13 protein-coding genes, 2 tRNA genes and 1 pseudogene are annotated in these 17224 nt (G+C 37.9%); 10 read left to right on the forward strand and 6 right to left on the reverse strand.

Annotated elements, in window-relative coordinates; translation table 11 throughout:
* Positions 1-1138: 1138 nt before the first annotated feature.
* A tRNA-Asn gene (locus ACFIJP_RS07090) sits at positions 1139-1213 on the reverse strand.
* Positions 1214-1397: 184 nt separating this feature from the next.
* On the opposite strand from ACFIJP_RS07090, the gene ACFIJP_RS07095 reads away from it, so the two are divergent.
* The 6 genes from ACFIJP_RS07095 (at position 1398) to ACFIJP_RS07120 (ending at position 9336) form a co-directional block, all read left to right on the forward strand.
* Positions 1398-1471 (forward strand) — tRNA-Cys (locus tag ACFIJP_RS07095).
* Positions 1472-1692: 221 nt separating this feature from the next.
* Positions 1693-2367 carry a protein-L-isoaspartate O-methyltransferase gene (locus tag ACFIJP_RS07100; RefSeq protein WP_375626571.1) on the forward strand — a complete coding sequence of 225 codons (675 nt, stop codon included), beginning with the start codon at positions 1693-1695 and terminating at the stop codon, positions 2365-2367.
* A gap of 153 nt (positions 2368-2520) precedes the next feature.
* Positions 2521-3726: a TolC family outer membrane protein gene (locus tag ACFIJP_RS07105; protein ID WP_375626590.1), complete on the forward strand. Its 1206-nt coding sequence runs from the start codon at positions 2521-2523 to the stop codon at positions 3724-3726.
* A 248-nt stretch (positions 3727-3974) separates the two neighbouring features.
* Entirely contained in the window at positions 3975-4541 is a 567-nt protein-coding gene (locus ACFIJP_RS07110) for a DUF2497 domain-containing protein (RefSeq protein ID WP_375626573.1), read from the forward strand.
* 137 nt (positions 4542-4678) lie between these two features.
* The gene (locus ACFIJP_RS07115) at positions 4679-7402 is read left to right on the forward strand and encodes a valine--tRNA ligase (RefSeq protein WP_375626592.1); all 2724 of its coding nucleotides are present in this window, start codon (positions 4679-4681) and stop codon (positions 7400-7402) included.
* A 1142-nt stretch (positions 7403-8544) separates the two neighbouring features.
* The gene (locus ACFIJP_RS07120) at positions 8545-9336 is read left to right on the forward strand and encodes a tetratricopeptide repeat protein (protein WP_375626575.1); all 792 of its coding nucleotides are present in this window, start codon (positions 8545-8547) and stop codon (positions 9334-9336) included.
* A 102-nt stretch (positions 9337-9438) separates the two neighbouring features.
* On the opposite strand, the gene ACFIJP_RS07125 is transcribed toward ACFIJP_RS07120, so the two are convergent.
* The 5 genes from ACFIJP_RS07125 to xth all read right to left on the reverse strand — a co-directional run bounded on the left by ACFIJP_RS07125 (position 9439) and on the right by xth (position 13620).
* Positions 9439-10185 (reverse strand): amino acid ABC transporter ATP-binding protein, encoded by a 747-nt coding sequence (locus ACFIJP_RS07125; RefSeq protein WP_375626577.1) that lies wholly within the window; start codon positions 10183-10185, stop codon positions 9439-9441.
* Positions 10186-10196: 11 nt separating this feature from the next.
* A complete protein-coding gene (locus tag ACFIJP_RS07130) occupies positions 10197-10913 on the reverse strand; it encodes an amino acid ABC transporter permease (RefSeq protein ID WP_273788550.1) in 717 nt (238 codons plus the stop codon).
* Between the two features lie 2 nt (positions 10914-10915).
* Complete coding sequence (locus tag ACFIJP_RS07135) at positions 10916-11668, reverse strand: amino acid ABC transporter permease (protein ID WP_375626579.1); 753 nt, start codon at positions 11666-11668, stop codon at positions 10916-10918.
* A gap of 141 nt (positions 11669-11809) precedes the next feature.
* Entirely contained in the window at positions 11810-12715 is a 906-nt protein-coding gene (locus ACFIJP_RS07140) for a transporter substrate-binding domain-containing protein (protein WP_375626581.1), read from the reverse strand.
* Between the two features lie 122 nt (positions 12716-12837).
* Positions 12838-13620 (reverse strand): exodeoxyribonuclease III, encoded by a 783-nt coding sequence (gene xth, locus ACFIJP_RS07145; protein ID WP_375626583.1) that lies wholly within the window; start codon positions 13618-13620, stop codon positions 12838-12840.
* A 496-nt stretch (positions 13621-14116) separates the two neighbouring features.
* Here xth and rpsL point away from each other — a divergent pair, with 496 nt between their 5' ends.
* From rpsL to ACFIJP_RS07165, 4 genes and pseudogenes are all read left to right on the forward strand, one after another.
* The gene (rpsL, locus tag ACFIJP_RS07150; protein WP_005773262.1) at positions 14117-14488 is read left to right on the forward strand and encodes a 30S ribosomal protein S12; all 372 of its coding nucleotides are present in this window, start codon (positions 14117-14119) and stop codon (positions 14486-14488) included.
* Positions 14489-14506: 18 nt separating this feature from the next.
* The gene (gene rpsG, locus ACFIJP_RS07155; protein ID WP_015856589.1) at positions 14507-14977 is read left to right on the forward strand and encodes a 30S ribosomal protein S7; all 471 of its coding nucleotides are present in this window, start codon (positions 14507-14509) and stop codon (positions 14975-14977) included.
* 24 nt (positions 14978-15001) lie between these two features.
* Positions 15002-17086: an elongation factor G gene (gene fusA, locus ACFIJP_RS07160; protein ID WP_375626585.1), complete on the forward strand. Its 2085-nt coding sequence runs from the start codon at positions 15002-15004 to the stop codon at positions 17084-17086.
* Between the two features lie 62 nt (positions 17087-17148).
* Positions 17149-17224 (forward strand): annotated as a pseudogene (locus tag ACFIJP_RS07165) (elongation factor Tu); the annotation flags it as partial.

The following is a 17224-nucleotide window of genomic DNA, read 5'->3' on the forward strand; positions in this document are numbered from 1 at the left end:
TTTTCTTTATTTCCATTTTTAAAATGGGAATGAAAATAGATTTTATTTATATAAAATTATTTTTTAAAAGATGTATTTTATCTTTAATGATAACTTTTAATTTTAAAAATTGATTTCTAATAATAAGCCATTGTTTTATATATAAATAATTCATTATATCGTAAAAATTTTTCATTTTTAAGCTATTTATGTGGATCAATCAAAAGTATTCATTTGCACGTTATATGTGAAATTATCGTATAGATAAACATTTGAGAAATAAATAAAATGATACTTATAAACTCTTTCAAAGGCGAGGGGTATTGCTAAGATTGAGAGTTGGAAAATAGTATGATGGTATGGCTTTTATTATAAATAAAGATGGGATGATTAATCGATTTCATTTTATATCATTTGCGGGAGTTATTGTGAAATGGGCTTGGGGGAAATTTAAGAGATATCTCTTTAGAAAAGCGTGTGACTGCATAATACAATAGCAAGAATGTCATGATTTCTGAAGGCTTTCTCAGGATTCTTAACAATTTAAAGCCGATAAGACTTTATGTATTAAATGTTTTATGACAGTGGGATGAAATATCCAGGGCAAGGTTGTTTGTAAAGCGTTGAAGTGGTTAGCAGGAGGAACAACCTGTTAGATAAGACGCCGGAATGTTTACAGACTTGTTTGATGTTTTTTGCTTTTAGGATGGGGAGGAGGTTATGTGGGATATATGGAGATAATATATTCCCTGATTCTTGTTTCTTCCATTTTTCAAAATGATTGCTTCATGAGCAGGTTTTTAAGTTTAATTGCTTTATGGAGTACAAATCATTTTTCCTTGGACAAAAAATTATATGAGATTTTTTTCATTGCTGATGGCGCTTAATAATTCCTTCTCGTGAAAGAAGCCCTATTTTATAATGTGCAAATAATTGCAGCGCTCTCTGATAAAGGCGCGGTAGTTTGAAAAAAGTAATCTTATTTGTGCTATTTTAAAATGAATCAATGGTTTTTTGCGTTCATTGAAAAAAATACATCCCGTAGGATATTGCGTTTCTACTTTATTGTAAAAACCTTATTCCATAGCTTTTATTAACGAATCCCTCACTGTAAAAAACATACGGAAAATCAATAAGTTATTTGTGATAGAAAAGAATGTGGCTCCCCGGGCCGGATTCGAACCAGCGACCAACCGGTTAACAGCCGGTTGCTCTACCGCTGAGCTACCGGGGAATGGTGCCCAATCATTTAGTTGAAAAGGCTATAGCAAAGCAATACTGATTTGCAAAGGATAAAATTACTTTTTTTAAAAAAATATGATAAATTGTGTAATAAGAGGAAAAAAGGCGAGAGAAGATTTCTACACCTTGACGGATGCGTTGCCTTCCCTTATTGAAACCTTTATGTTTGTTGACGAGGCCTCGTGGCGGAATGGTTACGCAGAGGACTGCAAATCCTTGTATCCCGGTTCGATTCCGGGCGAGGCCTCCAGCCGATTTTAAACGAAACGGCTTTTAGGGGAGATGAGGTATAGGAAAATAGATTATTTCCCTCTATAGTTGTGAAGACATTTTTTTTATGAGAGATCATACAGTTAAAATCTAATTGTTGACTGGAGCACCCTTTTTCGTAACGCTCATAGTTTAAGAGATCTTCGTCCATCTTTGTCGCTGTTTTGTTTGTTTTTTGTAGGTTAGGAGAAAATATTCGTTATGGTTGCAGATTTTGCTGAGCTTCGTCGCAAAATGGTTGACAATCAAATTCGTACAGTTGATGTAACGGATTTATCAGTTCTTGAAGCGTTTTTAACGGTATCTCGTGAAGATTTTGTATCGGAAGATATGAAAGTATTAAGTTATCTTGATACCGACATTGTTCTATGTCCAGTACAAGATGGGGTTCCTGCACGCTATTTGATGAAACCTGCATCTCTAGCGAAATTACTACAGCTTGCCGCTGTAAAATCATCAGATGTTGTTTTAGATATTGGTGCAAATAGTGGTTATTGTGCAGCGTTGCTTGCAAAACTTGCAGGGTCTGTGATTGCGTTGGAAAGTAATAAATCTCTTTTTGAACGTGCTCTTGAAGCTTTAGAACGTAATCAATGTGATAATGTGGTTGTCGTTCATGGTCCATTAGAGCAAGGATATGCCGTTGAGGGACCTTATGATGTGATTTTCATTGAGGGATCTGTTGATTTTATTCCACAAGGTATCTTTGATCAAATGAAAGACTGTGGACGTCTTGTTGTGGTTGAAGGGTACGGAAATGCTGCTGTTGCACAAATCTATATAAAAGAAGATGGGATCATTTCGGCACGTCGTGCTTTTAACCTCGCTGTAAAGCCTCTTCCTTGCTTTTTAAAAACACCTGGTTTTGTGTTTTAGTGCTTGTTTGTTTTGTGAATAAAAGATAATTTCGTAATTTATTTGGGGTTTGTTATTGTGTGTATTGTGTTTAGAGTAAACAAAAAGTTTCAGGTGTCTTTATTACTGGGGTTGAGTATTTTACTATCAGATACTGTTTGTGCTGAAACATTGATGGATGCCTTTTCTAAGGCTTATAAGCATAATGCTAAGTTGAATAGTGAACGTGCAGCTGTCCGTATATCCAGTGATGATGTTGTCATTGCGCGATCAGGGTTATTGCCACAAGTTGAGGGGGTTGGGAACTATGGTCGGAATAAGTCTTTTACAGGTCCTTATGTCACTTCTGGATCTATAGGCGTGAGATTAAATCAAAGATTATTTGATGGTTTTATCACGCAAAATATCTTTTCTTCAGCTCAAATTAAGTTGCAGGCTCAGCGTGAATATCTTCGTAATGTTGAACAAAATACGTTTCTGGAGACAGTGACCGCTTATGCTAATGTCTATCACGCACGTCGTGTTGCCGATCTTCGGAGAGAAAATTTGGCAGCTCTTGAAGAACAAGTTCGTTCCAATAAAGCAAAATTTGATGTGGGTGAAGGAGGGCATGTTGATCTTGCTCAAGCTCAAGCTGCACGTTCTGTGGCTGTTTCAGAGCTGAGTCTTGCTCGTGCTGATGTAAAAGCAGCAGAGGCAGTGTATCGACAAGTTATTGGTTCTGATCCTGAAAAGTTAAAACGCCCACCCGTAGCCAAAGATTTTCCCGTCAACCTTGATATGGCTTACCAAATGAGCGTTGTGATGCATCCAGCAATCCTTTATGCTAAATATTTAGTCGATGCGAGTGTTTACAATGTAAAGGCGAAAGAAGGAGCATTGCTCCCTAAAGTTGATTTTTCTGCAACAGCATCTTATAATCGAATCTACAGCGGTGCTGGAGAGGATGGAGTTTCTAAATCAATAGGATTGTCAGTAAGTGTCCCAATCTTTGAAGGAGGGCGTACGTCTGCGCAAATTCGTCAATCAAGGGAACAGCTTGGACAGGCGCAGCTTCAACTCGATTTGGCGCATAGTAATACTAGGCAAGTACTTACTTCTGCTTGGTTTCAGTTGGAGGGCGCACGCTCATCTGTTCTTGCTTACCGTGAAAGTGTTCGTGCTGCTGAAATTGCTCTGAAAGGCCGTGTTCAAGAAAATCGCGTAGGGCAAGCAACGACGCTGGATGTTTTAAATTCTCGTACTCAATTGATTAATGCTCAGATTGCGCTTGCAATGGCGGAGCGTAATGCTGTTGTGGCAAGCTATAGTGTTCAATCTTCTATTGGTAGATTGACTGCAAATTATTTAGGTTTAAAAACAATTAAATATATCCGATAATGCATAAAAGTATTTCTTTAATCTTAAATTATTTTAGTTTTTAAAAGATTGGTAAATCAATAGTTGAGTATGTTTAAAAATAGAACGGTGAGATGTTATTTTTATAAGTGTAGAAAATTGTGTGTAGCGCCCTCTTTATGACAAGCATATTTGAAAATATCCCGGGAGGCATGTTGATCTTATGATTCTTTTGCATACACTGAAAGTATGATTCTATTTGTTGTTGCGTCTTTGAGAGGTTGTAAAGTATGGTACAGAGTTCAAGCGTTTTACGTGAGCCAAGTATGGATGAAATTTTAACATCTATTCGTGAAATAATCGAAGAAAATGCGGTTCAATCTGATCACTTTTTAAATGAAGATGTTGCAGTGAATGCTTCGGAAGGTCGTTCAGAAGCTGCATCAGGAGGTATTTATGATACAACCTTATCGGTTGATGATGCTATGAAAGCTTTAGCTGATCGTATTGGTCTTTCTTCTGAAAATCAAGGGGGGAAGATAACGCAAGAGAAAGAGGATATAGAGGCAGAGAATAATACAGTTGGTATGGATATGCAAAAGATGAAGCTTTCTTCTGAAGAACGGAATTCTGTTTATAAAGCAAAAGAATATGAAGATGAGATAAGGAAATCACAGTCAGAAGCTAGAGGGGATGGTCATGTGGAATTGTCTGCATATTGTATTTCTTCTGCAGAAAAGATTGCAAAGGATGTGTTGCGTCCGGCTATAGCAGAATGGTTACAGTCTAAATTGCCTATTTTGCTGGAAGATATTTTGCGTGAAGAGATTGTGAAAGCGATTAAAAAATCATCTTAATTATTTTTATGTTTTTCATTTTATGAGAATTTTGTTTGCGATTTTGCGAGCTCTCTAGTGAATGGCTGAAAATCACGGGTTTTTGATCGGGATTTGATCATGTATTGTGTTTTTCAGCGGCGTTATGGATGGATAGAATGTTAGAAAAAAACTATGATGCTGCCTCTATAGAGCAACGGGTTGCAAAGAGATGGGAGACTCGTGGGGCCTTTAAAGTGGGAGCTGGTTCTAAAAGCGGTGCAGAACCTTTTTGCGTTATGCTTCCACCTCCTAATGTTACGGGTTCACTTCATATGGGGCACGCGCTCAATACGACAATTCAAGATATAATAGTTAGATTTCAGCGGATGCGTGGCAGAAACGTCTTGTGGCAGCCTGGTATGGATCATGCTGGGATTGCTACACAAATGGTTGTAGAGCGTCAACTTGCAGAACGCCAAGAGCCAACGCGTCAAGAAATGGGGAGAGAAAAGTTTATTGAGCGTATTTGGGAGTGGCGTTATGAAACTGGAGGCGTTATTTCAAACCAGTTGCGTCGCCTTGGGGTTTCATGTGATTGGTCGCGTGAGCGGTTTACAATGGATGAGGGGTTGTCGCAGGCAGTTCGTGAAGTCTTTGTCACGCTTTATAAGCAAGGGTTGATATATAGGGATAAGCGCCTCGTCAATTGGGATCCTAAATTGTTGACAGCTATTTCAGATCTTGAAGTTGAGCAAAAAGAAGTTCAAGGACATTTGTGGCACTTTAGATATCCACTTGAGGGTAAAATTTTTGATCCAAATGATGCGACAACTTTTATAACAGTGGCGACAACACGACCAGAAACAATGCTTGGTGATACAGGAATTGCTGTTAATCCTGAAGATGAGCGTTATAAAAATCTTATCGGTAAAAATGCTCTTTTGCCACTTGTTGGTCGTAGGTTATTAATTGTTGGTGATACGCATGCTGATCCTGAAGCTGGAAGTGGTGCTGTAAAAATCACACCAGCTCATGACTTTAATGACTTTGAAGTAGGACAGCGTAATCATTTACGCTTGATCAATATTTTTACCCAAAAAGCCGAGATTTTTCTCCGTGAAAATGAAGCCTTTTTTGATGGTTTGATTTTGTCAGATGAATTAAAAATGTTAGTAGAAAATCTCGATAAATCTGATCGTTTTGTTGCGCGCCAGAAGATTGTTTCTTTGATGGAAGAACAGGGATATTTAGCCTCTGTTGATGATCATACCCATATGGTTCCTCATGGAGATCGCAGTGGTGTTCTTATTGAGCCGTTTTTGACAGATCAATGGTATGTTCATGCTGCTGAATTAGCAAAGCCAGCGATAGAGGCTGTTCAACAAGGCAAAACGCGGTTCGTTCCTGATAGCTGGAAAAAGACTTACTTCAATTGGATGGAAAATATTCAACCTTGGTGCATTTCTCGCCAATTGTGGTGGGGACATCAGATTCCTGCTTGGTATGGTCCTGATGGGACGGTTTTTGTTGAAAAAAGTGAAAAAGAGGCTTTAGATTCAGCTTATGCTCATTATGGTGAGGTTGTTGAATTAATCCGTGATCCGGATGTTTTAGATACTTGGTTTTCATCAGCTCTCTGGCCTTTTTCAACATTAGGATGGCCAAATAAAACGACTGAATTATCTACTTTTTACCCAACATCTTTGTCTGTGACAGGATTTGATATTATTTTTTTCTGGGTTGCTCGTATGATGATGATGGGACTTCACTTTATGGGTGACGTTCCTTTTCCAACGGTCTATGTGCACGCTCTTGTTCGGGATCAAAAGGGTGCGAAGATGTCAAAATCAAAGGGAAATATTATTGATCCCTTAGAGCTTATTGATCAATATAGTGCTGATGCACTTCGATTTACTTTAGCTATTATGGCAGCACAAGGTCGTGATGTAAAACTTGACGCTTCTCGTATTGCTGGTTATCGTAATTTTGCTACGAAATTGTGGAATGCTACCCGATTTGCACAGATGAATGGTGTGAAGCATGATCCAACTTTTAAGCCAGAACAAGCAAAATTGGCGCTTAATCGTTGGATTTTAACAGAGTTATCTAAAACGATTTCAGCAGTGACGACTGGTATTGAACACTATAAATTTAATGAGTCTGCTGCCACACTTTACCGTTTCGTTTGGAATACATTATGTGATTGGTATTTGGAGCTTCTCAAACCTATTTTTCAGGGGGAAAATGAAGATGCTAAAAATGAGGTTCAAGCTTGTACTGCTTGGGTTTTAGATGAAGTTTATAAACTTCTTCATCCTTTTATGCCTCATATGACGGAAGAGTTGTGGTCTCTTACAGAAACGCAAGCCATCAAGCGTGAGGATATGCTCGCATTGACAAAATGGCCAGAGGAAACATTGATAGATGAAGAAGCTGCTGATGATATTAATTGGCTTATTGATGTCGTTACAGGGATTCGGTCTGTACGTTTTGAAATGAATATTCCAGTGGCAACACAAGCACCTCTTGTTGTTGTTGAAGGAGGGGAAGTAACGCGAGAGCGTGTGAAGCGTTATGATGCACTTCTTAAAAAATTAGCGCGTATTGAAGTTATTGATTTCTCTGATAAAGTTCCGGAAGTGTCGGCACAAATGATTTTGGGAGAGGCTGTTTTTTGTTTACCATTAGGACAGTTGATCGATTTGGAGGCTGAACGTGTTCGTTTGAGGAAAGATGTCAGTAAAATTGAACAAGATATTGAGAAAATATCGCTTAAGTTAAACAACCCCAAATTTATAGCAAATGCGAAAGCAGAAATTGTTGAGCGTGAACGGAACAGGGTTGTAGAACTGCGTGCAGCGCAGAAGAAGATATTTGTTGCTTTAGAGCGGTTGGATTGATTTCAACTTTTTACTTTTTTGTGGATGATTTCATACCATTAGGTTTGGTATAGATCTTCTTTAAAGAGACTTTTTCTTTTGTTAGTTTTTCATGAACGATCATAAAATCTCTACTGAAATCCATTGTTTTCTGTTTATCATTAAAAAAACATCTTTTAAGGTACCCAAGCCTATCTCATGACGGAGATCATGAATAGTATAACGGTAAATCTATTGAGCTCCCCTTCTTTACGCTTGTAAAGTAACAAGCGCTGTGGCGCTATCCCGCCCCAATCCGGACAAGGACTTGGCACTTAAGACCGTTCATGAGAGGCATTGTTAGTTCTTTCTTACACAGAGTTTTTATCCACATAGCTCTCTCTGCTTGTAATGTGCAAGCGGATGGTTTTGATTGATTCAACATGGAACAGGTTTTGAATAAGAGAATCTTACGATATTCGAGGGACTCATTCAATATGCAAAAAAGTAAATTATCATTATAAATCAGTACGTTGTTTTATTACTGTAAAACATCATCATTTAGAGTAGCAATATAAGGCATGTAAAATTACACATGTGGTATTTTTGTTGTATGTAGTGGTGAGTATTCTGAGGTAGGGCTTGTGTATAAAGTATGAAGTAATTCCATGTGAAATGATGTTAGGTGGAATCTGTTAAGCAAAAAGCTGTATTGTTTATAGATTGACGGTGGCAAAAAACTTCATCTTTAAGGTGGTAAGGCAGTTGTGAAGTTATAAGTTAACGATCATCATTATATTTATCTATCTTTCGTATTGTTTTTTATACTTAAATGCTTACCATTCATCATGTATTCTCTTCGTTCTCAAGTTGCTGTTTAATGCACGTTATTTTATTGAGCGATTTTTACTTATACGTATAAAATTTTAAAATCAATAAATCCTAGAATGTTAAAGGAGGTGTTACAAAATATAGGATAATGATTTATATTTAAAAATCAATTTGTTATATATAAAAATGGATACTTAATTTTATCGAACATTTTGGATGGTTTTTATTTATTGATCTTTTCTTTTAAAATTTTTATTTTGAAATCGCGTGTGCTTTTTACTAAGAAAAAGGGTTTAAATATCTACAAAGAAATTTGTAACAGATATAATCATTAAAATTGAGATAGGGGGGAAATGGTTAATAGGTTTCAGATATGGAAAAAAGCCACTATTGTTGTGATTTTAGGGGGATTTTTTTCGACTGTTTATGCAATAGATGTCAATAGCTTGCAAGAAGCGAATGATGGTTCGTTTTATTTTTTAAAACATGGTATGTCTGCTTATAAAGATGGGCATATAAATCAGGCTATTGCAGCATTACGTTGCGCGGCTAAGAAGGGCCATATTGGTGCAAATTGGAAACTTGGCTCTATCTATGCAAACGGTGATGGTGTCCCTAAAAATGATTATAAGGCATATTATTTTTTTGCATATATTATTGAAAAAGGTGCTGATCTTGGTTCAGAGGATGAAAGTTATGTTTCTGATGCATTGGTTAAACTTGCGGGATATATAAAAAAAGGTATTCCTCAATCACCTGTGAAACCTGATCCTTCTTATGCTGCTCATCTTTATATGCAGGCTGCGGTGAACTATGGAAATTCTAAAGCTCAGTATCATTTAGGAAAAATATTTTTAAAGGGAGAGGGAAGGGAGAAGAATCTTATACAAGCAGCACGATGGTTTCAACTTTCAGCAAAAAAAGGAAATCCTTCCGCCCAAGCAATGCTTGGAAATATGCTGCTTCAAGAAGGAAAAATTGTCCGTGGGGCAGCATTGTTAACTGCTGCCTATGAAAAAGCTAATGTAAAAGACAGAAATTGGATTCGCCCTTTGCAAGAACAGGCTTTTGCTCTTTGTAATGAATTTGAGAGACGTACAGCAATTTCACTGGTTGCTGATATTTTAAAAAATAACAGTTTTTAAACATCTGATTGTAATATTTTTACATTCTCTCATCCGTTATTAAACTCTACTGTCTTGTGTCTAAGTTTACAGTAGAGATAGCTTTTTGTGATAATATAACGGCTAATGACTTAAGATTTTAGACAAAAATTCTTGCGTTCTTGGTGTTCTCGCTTGTGGATCAGAAAAGAACTCTTTAGATGAACAGTCTTCAAGAATTGTTCCTTGATCTATGAAAATAACACGCTCCGAGACTTTTTGTGCAAATCCCATTTCATGGGTTACACAAATCATCGTCATACCTTCTTCTGCTAAGCTAATCATGACATCGAGCACTTCACCTACCATTTCAGGATCTAGAGCAGATGTTGGTTCATCAAAAAGCATGACAAGTGGATCCATAGTTAAGGCACGTGCAATAGCAACACGTTGTTGTTGCCCTCCAGAAAGTTGACCAGGATATTTATCTTTGTGTTCAATCAGCCCAACGCGTTCAAGATACAACAATCCACGTTCAAGTGCTTCTTTTTTGCTTCGTTTTAGGACTTTGATTTGCGCAATTGTCAAATTTTCTGTGACAGATAAATGGGGGAAAAGCTCGAAGTGTTGAAATACCATTCCCACCTGACTTCGCAATTTAGGCAGATTCGTTTTTTTTGAATGAACTGGTACTCCGTTAATCCAAATTTCACCTTTTTGAAAAGGAACGAGAGCGTTAATAGTTTTAATGAGTGTTGACTTTCCTGATCCTGATGGACCACAAACGACAACGACCTCTCCTTTATTAATGTTGGTTGTACAGTTTTTAAGGACGTTAATTTCGCCATACCAATTAGAAACATTTTTTATTTCGATCATATGAGTAGACATTTTTTTTCCTATTAGCGAATAATGGATACTTTTTTTTGTAAATACAAAACTATTTGTGACAGTGTAAAACAGATAACAAAATAGAAAACAGCTGCTAAGATATAAGCTTCTTGCTTTACACCAAAATTATTAGCAGCAATATCAAAACCATTTAAAAGACTGTTGCCACTGATTGCATAAACAAGGGTTGTATCCTGAAAAAGGATAATAACTTGTGTTAAAAAAACTGGTAGCATGTCCCTAAAGGCTTGAGGAAGAATGACAATGTACATACTTTGCCAATATGTCATTCCGAGAGCTTGTCCCGCATATTTTTGTCCTTGCGAAACTGAGTTTATGCCAGCACGCATAATTTCTGCAAAATAAGCCGTTTCAAATGCGGTAAAGGTAATGAGTGCTGATTTATTTGCACCGATGGATGTACCGGTTAAAAAAGGCAAAAGCACGAAAAACCATAAGATAACCATCACAAGTGGTATTGAACGCATAGCTGTTATGTAAACGATTGCAAACCAAGAAAGAAGTTTTATGGAAGAAAGGCGCATCATTGCTAAAAGGGTGCCGAAAACAAACCCCAATACCGTTGCAAAAAGAGTTAGAAAAACGCTAAAGAGCAAACCTGATAAAATGTAAGAACGAAATACATCAAAGGTAAAAAAGGAAAAATCAAAGTCGGAAAAATTGAAAGGAAAATAAAGTCCAAACTGAGAGCTTATGAAATTCATCATTTTCAATTTCCCTTTGTTTGAAAATTAGGAATTTTGAGTATTTGTTCAATGACGGTCATCACAATGAATACGAATAAGGCTATTAGAATATAAAGAATCGTAACAAGCAAATAGTTTTCGTAAACATGGCTGACCTCTTCAATTGCTTGGTATTGAAATTGCATGAGCTCGTTTATTGAAACGGCGAATGCTATAGATGAATTTTTTACAATGCCCATTGCTTCTGAAGTAAGAGGCGGCATAATTGTACGTATAGCACGTGGTAGTATTATATAGCGATAACTTTGATAAGTTGTAAACCCCATTGCCATAGCAGCATAATGTTGTCCAGAAGGAATCGCTTCAATGCCTGAACGAACCTGTTCTGCAATGCGTGCAGATGTAAAGAATCCTAATGCGCATGTTATTAAGAGAATAGGGGAAAATTTCATTGCTGGTGGATAAATCTTAGGAACAACAAAATACCACAAAAATACTTGTACAAGGAGGGGAATATTACGCATAATCTCTACCCAAATAGCACCGATAGTGCGAAATATATAATTGATTATCGATGTTTTGGGTAAAGTGCGCATTGTTCCTATAATAACACCACACAATACAGCTAAGATAAGTGAAGTGATAGACAATATAACCGTATTTTTTAAGCCATCGAGAAGTGTATCTAAATAGGTATGACTTACGCCGGGAGTTCCCATGCATCCTGTTACCAGTGTTTGGGTAAGGTCATCTCTACAAAGGAAAGAAAAGTCCATTAATTGATATTCCCTCAAATTAGTCATTCACAAATAGGACAATAAATTAAGCGCATCTACATAGGCTAAATTTATTAAAAAGTGAATTAAAATATAAACCACACTCAATTTTTAAAGAGTGTGGTTCTTCTTTATTAAATTTTATAAATCTTTCTCTGTGTAGCTTTCTCGAGGCTTATTATTTGGGTGATCCCAAGCATATCTTGTTTGTTTTGACAAGGGAAGGTTCATAACAGTGTTAGCAGGTGGAATCGGTTTCATAAACCACTTATTGTAAAGCTTTTCAAGTGATTCATCTTTAATCTGACGTACGATACTATCGTTGATTGTTTGTTCAAATTTTTTGTCATTTAATCTGAGCATACAGGCGATAGGTTCGACTGAAAGTACAGTATCAAGAATGACATAATCAGATGGATTCTTTGATTTAGCAATATGTCCAGCAAGAATTGAAGCATCCATAACAAAAGCATCTGCCTTACCAGATTCTAATAATAAAAAACTATCTCCGTGATCTTTCCCCTTTAAAACTTTAAACTGAATGTTTTTTGCACGTTTGTTTTTACGAATAAGTTGAACAGATGTTGTACCGGTGGTCGTTGCGACTGTTTTTCCATTTAAATCGTCAAGAGATTTAATGTTAGAGTTTTTCTTTACAGCAATCCGGACCTCTTCAATGTATGTCGTATAAGCAAATGCTGCTTCTTTACTGCGGGCAATATCATTTGTTGTTGAGCCGCACTCAAAATCATAGGTTTTATTTTTTAAGAGAGGAATTCTATTTTGAGAAGTGATGGGAAGATAATGAATTTTAATTGGTTTACCAATTTTTGTTGAGATATCATCAATGATACGTTCTGCCATTTCTGTATGAAAACCTACATATTTATTATTACCAAGGGCGTAGCCTAAACCAGATGATTCACGGACACCTAAAGTAATTTCCCCTGTTCGTTTTATTTTTTCAAGAGTATCATGTTCAGCATGCGCGACGCTTGTGAAACCAATGGCCGTCGCTGCAATAAACATTAATAATGATTTCTTCATTTATGTCCTCCATTCATTTATCTTTACTTTAGCTGTTTAAGATATACTGTTTACATGGTGTAGCATAGTTATTATGTTTGAGTGGAATTTTTTTGGTGTTTCATAATGGGGGTTGGACTTTCTTAATTGATATTAAGGTGAATCCAAACGGGAACGTGGTCGGACGGTTTTTGATATCCCCTTACTTCTGTTTGACTATGAGCGCAAATAAGTTGATCAACAGCTTCTGGTGATAATAATAAATGATCAATGCGAATCCCATTATTCTTAGGCCAAGCACCCGCCTGAAAATCCCAAAAACTGAAGGAGGGAGTATCGGTGACATTCCGGATAGCATCGTAAAGACCTAAATTAAGAATACGTTGAAATACTTTTCTTGTTTCTTGAAGAAATAAGGCATCTTGACACCATTCTTGAGGTTTTTTTGCATCTAATGGAGCGGGGATGACATTATAATCACCTGCTAGAATAAGGGGTTCTTCATACGCAAGCAATGATTTTGCATGTGTATATAATCTTTCCATCCATTCTATTTTATAGGAATATTTTTCACTCTCAATAGGATTCCCATTTGGTAAATAGAGAGATGCAACACGAACAACACCTTTGTTTGTTGAATAAACAGCTTCAATGTAACGTGTTTGCTCATCATTATCATTGCCTGGTAATCGACGGATCACTTCATCCGGTGTTTTTTTAGAGAGAATCGCAACACCATTAAAACTTTTTTGTCCGTGTGTTTCTATGTGGTAACCTAAATTTTCAATTGCATCGCGTGGAAAATTTTCATCAATACTTTTAATTTCCTGTAAACAGACTATGTCCGGCTGGCTTTGCTGCAGCCATTGACATAATGTTTCATGTCGTGCTTTTATTCCAGCAATATTCCACGTTACTATTTTCATGGCGCTCATCATTAGATATCAAGCATGTAATTCAATTTAATTTACTGCATTCATGTTTTATTACAGTCACATTGCTGCTTCTTTTATTTATAGGGATATTACTATGGTAAATTGATTTATCAAGAGTAGCGGTAAAAGCAAATTTAAAGTTTTAAAATTTAATTTATTTTTATTTTTAAAAACTTTCTGCTGTTTAGTTCTTGACGAATGTAAGTGTTCTCGCTATTAGAGATGGACATAACCGATGTGGATGTGATCAGGTGTTTTGGATATGAACCGGAAGATTATTCACAGGTGTTAAGAAGATTAAAAGCAAATGCTAGTGCAAAAGGCTATTGCCTTCTCTGCTTGTGGTCGGGTGAACTGTTATTTGCAGGTGTGCCCGATTTTGTGTGTAGACTTAGATATCTGTTCCGATTCTATTGGAGTGGATGGAAATGAAAATAGAAAAGCCCGATTGGGTGAGACGAATGTAGATCGAAAAGAGGAAGGTTGCATGCCTACCGTAAACCAGTTGATTCGTAAGCCGCGTGTAGCGCCAGTTAAACGTAATAAGGTTCCTGCTCTGCAGTCGAATCCACAGAAGCGTGGTGTTTGTACGCGTGTTTATACAACAACGCCGAAGAAACCTAATTCTGCTCTTCGTAAAGTTGCTAAGATTCGCTTGACGAATGGATTTGAGGTGATTGGTTATATTCCTGGAGAGGGACATAATCTTCAAGAGCACTCTGTTGTGATGATTCGTGGTGGTCGTGTGAAAGATTTGCCAGGAGTTCGTTATCACATTATTCGTGGTTTGCTTGATACGCAGGGTGTCAAGAATCGTAAACAGCGTCGTTCAAAGTATGGCGCAAAGCGTCCAAAATAATATTGAGAGACAAAGCTAATGTCCCGTCGTCATAGAGCAGAAAAGCGTGAAATTAACCCAGATCCTAAGTTTGGTGATTTGGTTATTATGAAATTTATGAATGCCATTATGTTTGATGGTAAAAAATCAGTTGCAGAGCGTATTGTTTATGGTGCGCTCGATTCTGTAGAAAAAAGAGTAAAAACAGATCCTGTGGCTCTATTTCATCGGGCCTTAGAGAATGTTGCTCCTCATATTGAGGTTCGCTCACGCCGTGTTGGTGGTGCTACTTATCAAGTTCCGATTGATGTTCGTCCTGATCGTCGTCAGGCTCTTGCTATTCGTTGGTTGATTGCTGCGGCACGTGGTCGGAATGAGACAACGATGATTGAGCGTTTATCTGGTGAACTGATGGATGCGGCTAATAATCGCGGTTCTGCCGTGAAAAAGCGTGAAGATGTTCATCGTATGGCTGAGGCTAATCGTGCTTTTTCTCACTATCGCTGGTAGAAGTTTTAAACTAAGGCAAATATAATGGCTCGCGAATATAAAATTGAAGATTATCGTAATTTTGGTATTATGGCGCATATTGATGCTGGTAAGACTACGATGACTGAACGTATTCTGTTCTATACGGGTAAGAATCATAAAATTGGCGAGACCCATGATGGTGCTTCTACGATGGATTGGATGGAGCAGGAGCAGGAGCGCGGTATTACGATTACGTCTGCTGCGACAACGACGTTTTGGGAAGGGCGTGATGGTCGGAAGCGTCGCTTTAATATTATTGATACGCCAGGGCACGTTGATTTTACGATTGAAGTTGAGCGCTCTTTGCGTGTTCTTGATGGTGCGATAGCCTTGTTGGATGCAAATGCTGGTGTGGAGCCTCAGACGGAAACTGTTTGGCGGCAAGCTGAGAAATATCGTGTGCCTCGTATGGTTTTTGTTAATAAAATGGACAAAATAGGAGCTGACTTCTATCGTAGTGTGGAGATGGTTGGTTCTCGGTTGGGTGCTAAAGCGCTTGTTTTACAGTTGCCGATTGGTGCTGAAAATGACTTTGAAGGTGTTGTTGATCTTGTAGAAATGAAGGCTTTAAAGTGGGATGGTTCTATTGGTGCCTCGGCGGTGATAAGTGAAATTCCCTCTGATTTAAAGGAGAAAGCTGAAGAATATCGCGAGAAATTGATTGAGATGGCTGTAGAGGTTGATGAAGCTGCGACAGAGGCTTATTTGGAAGGTGTTATGCCAACCAACGAGCAGCTTGTTTCTCTCGTTCGTAGGGGGACGGTAGAAGTTCAGTTTCATCCGGTTCTTTGTGGTACGGCTTTTAAAAACAAGGGAATTCAGCCGCTTTTGGATGCTGTTGTTTCTTATCTTCCTTCTCCAGTTGATGTTCCGGCAATTAGTGGTATTGATGTGAAGACTGAGACTGAGACGACACGCGAATCTTCAGATGATGCTCCACTATCTATGCTTGCTTTTAAAATTATGAATGATCCTTTTGTTGGTTCGTTGACGTTCTGTCGTATTTACTCAGGTAAAGTTCAGAAAGGTATTTCTCTTGAGAATACTGTGAAAAAGAAGAAAGAGCGTTTGGGGCGTATGCTTCAAATGCATTCAAATTCTCGTGAGGATATTGAAGAAGCCTTTGCTGGTGATATTGTTGCTCTCGCAGGACTTAAGGAGACGACAACAGGTGATACTCTTTGTGATCCTTTGAAGCCTGTTATTTTGGAGCGGATGGAATTTCCAGAGCCCGTTATTGAGATTGCAATTGAACCGAAAACAAAAGCAGATCAAGAAAAAATGGGTATTGCTCTTAATCGTCTGGCAGCCGAAGATCCTTCGTTTCGTGTAAAATCGGATGAGGAGTCTGGTCAGACTATTATAGCTGGAATGGGTGAGCTTCATCTTGATATTATTGTTGACCGTATGCGGCGTGAATTTAAGGTTGAAGCAAATGTTGGGCAGCCTCAAGTTGCTTATCGTGAGTCAATTACTAAAATGGCGGAAATTGATTATACGCATAAGAAACAATCAGGTGGTGCCGGTCAATTTGCTCGTGTGAAAATTATTTTTGAGCCTCATGATGGTGATGACTTTATTTTTGAGTCGAAGATTGTTGGTGGTGCTGTTCCTAAAGAATATATTCCCGGTGTCCAAAAAGGGATTGAAAGTGTTATGGGGTCAGGTCCTCTTGCAGGCTTTCCTATGCTAGGTGTAAAAGCAACTCTCATTGATGGTGGCTATCACGATGTTGATTCTTCGGTTTTGGCTTTTGAGATTGCTGCTCGTGCAGCTTTTCGTGATGGAGCAAAGAAGGCTGGGGCACAGCTTCTTGAACCGATCATGAAGGTGGAAGTTGTTACACCAGATGATTATGTTGGTGATGTTATTGGTGATCTCAATTCTCGTCGGGGACAGATTTCGGGAACTGAAGCGCGCGGTATTGCAACGGTTGTGAATGCAATGGTTCCTTTGGCAAATATGTTTGGTTATGTGAATACCCTTCGCTCTATGAGTCAGGGGCGTGCACAGTATACAATGCAGTTTGATCATTACGAGCCTGTACCTTCGGCTGTTGCTTTGGAGATTCAAAAGAAATACGCGTAATTTCAGGTTGGTAATTAATTTTTAACTTAGTCCTTGGCTTGGACGGAAAATGGAGAGCTCAGATGGCGAAGAGCAAGTTTGAACGAACAAAACCGCATGTTAATATTGGTACGATTGGTCACGTTGATCATGGGAAGA

This window comes from Bartonella sp. MU37NMGALS (genome assembly GCF_042194015.1).
Taxonomy (GTDB): Bacteria; Pseudomonadota; Alphaproteobacteria; order Rhizobiales; family Rhizobiaceae; genus Bartonella; species Bartonella grahamii.

Coding starts and splice junctions, on each gene's coding strand:
- fusA (WP_375626585.1), top strand. CDS start 15,002: ATGGCTCGCGAATATAAAATTGAAGATTATCGTAATTTTGGTATTATG.
- ACFIJP_RS07125 (WP_375626577.1), bottom strand. CDS start 10,185: ATGTCTACTCATATGATCGAAATAAAAAATGTTTCTAATTGGTATGGC.
- ACFIJP_RS07140 (WP_375626581.1), bottom strand. CDS start 12,715: ATGAAGAAATCATTATTAATGTTTATTGCAGCGACGGCCATTGGTTTC.
- ACFIJP_RS07105 (WP_375626590.1), top strand. CDS start 2,521: ATGGATGCCTTTTCTAAGGCTTATAAGCATAATGCTAAGTTGAATAGT.
- rpsL (WP_005773262.1), top strand. CDS start 14,117: ATGCCTACCGTAAACCAGTTGATTCGTAAGCCGCGTGTAGCGCCAGTT.
- ACFIJP_RS07110 (WP_375626573.1), top strand. CDS start 3,975: ATGGTACAGAGTTCAAGCGTTTTACGTGAGCCAAGTATGGATGAAATT.
- ACFIJP_RS07130 (WP_273788550.1), bottom strand. CDS start 10,913: ATGATGAATTTCATAAGCTCTCAGTTTGGACTTTATTTTCCTTTCAAT.
- ACFIJP_RS07135 (WP_375626579.1), bottom strand. CDS start 11,668: ATGGACTTTTCTTTCCTTTGTAGAGATGACCTTACCCAAACACTGGTA.
- rpsG (WP_015856589.1), top strand. CDS start 14,507: ATGTCCCGTCGTCATAGAGCAGAAAAGCGTGAAATTAACCCAGATCCT.
- ACFIJP_RS07115 (WP_375626592.1), top strand. CDS start 4,679: ATGTTAGAAAAAAACTATGATGCTGCCTCTATAGAGCAACGGGTTGCA.
- ACFIJP_RS07100 (WP_375626571.1), top strand. CDS start 1,693: ATGGTTGCAGATTTTGCTGAGCTTCGTCGCAAAATGGTTGACAATCAA.
- xth (WP_375626583.1), bottom strand. CDS start 13,620: ATGAAAATAGTAACGTGGAATATTGCTGGAATAAAAGCACGACATGAA.
- ACFIJP_RS07120 (WP_375626575.1), top strand. CDS start 8,545: ATGGTTAATAGGTTTCAGATATGGAAAAAAGCCACTATTGTTGTGATT.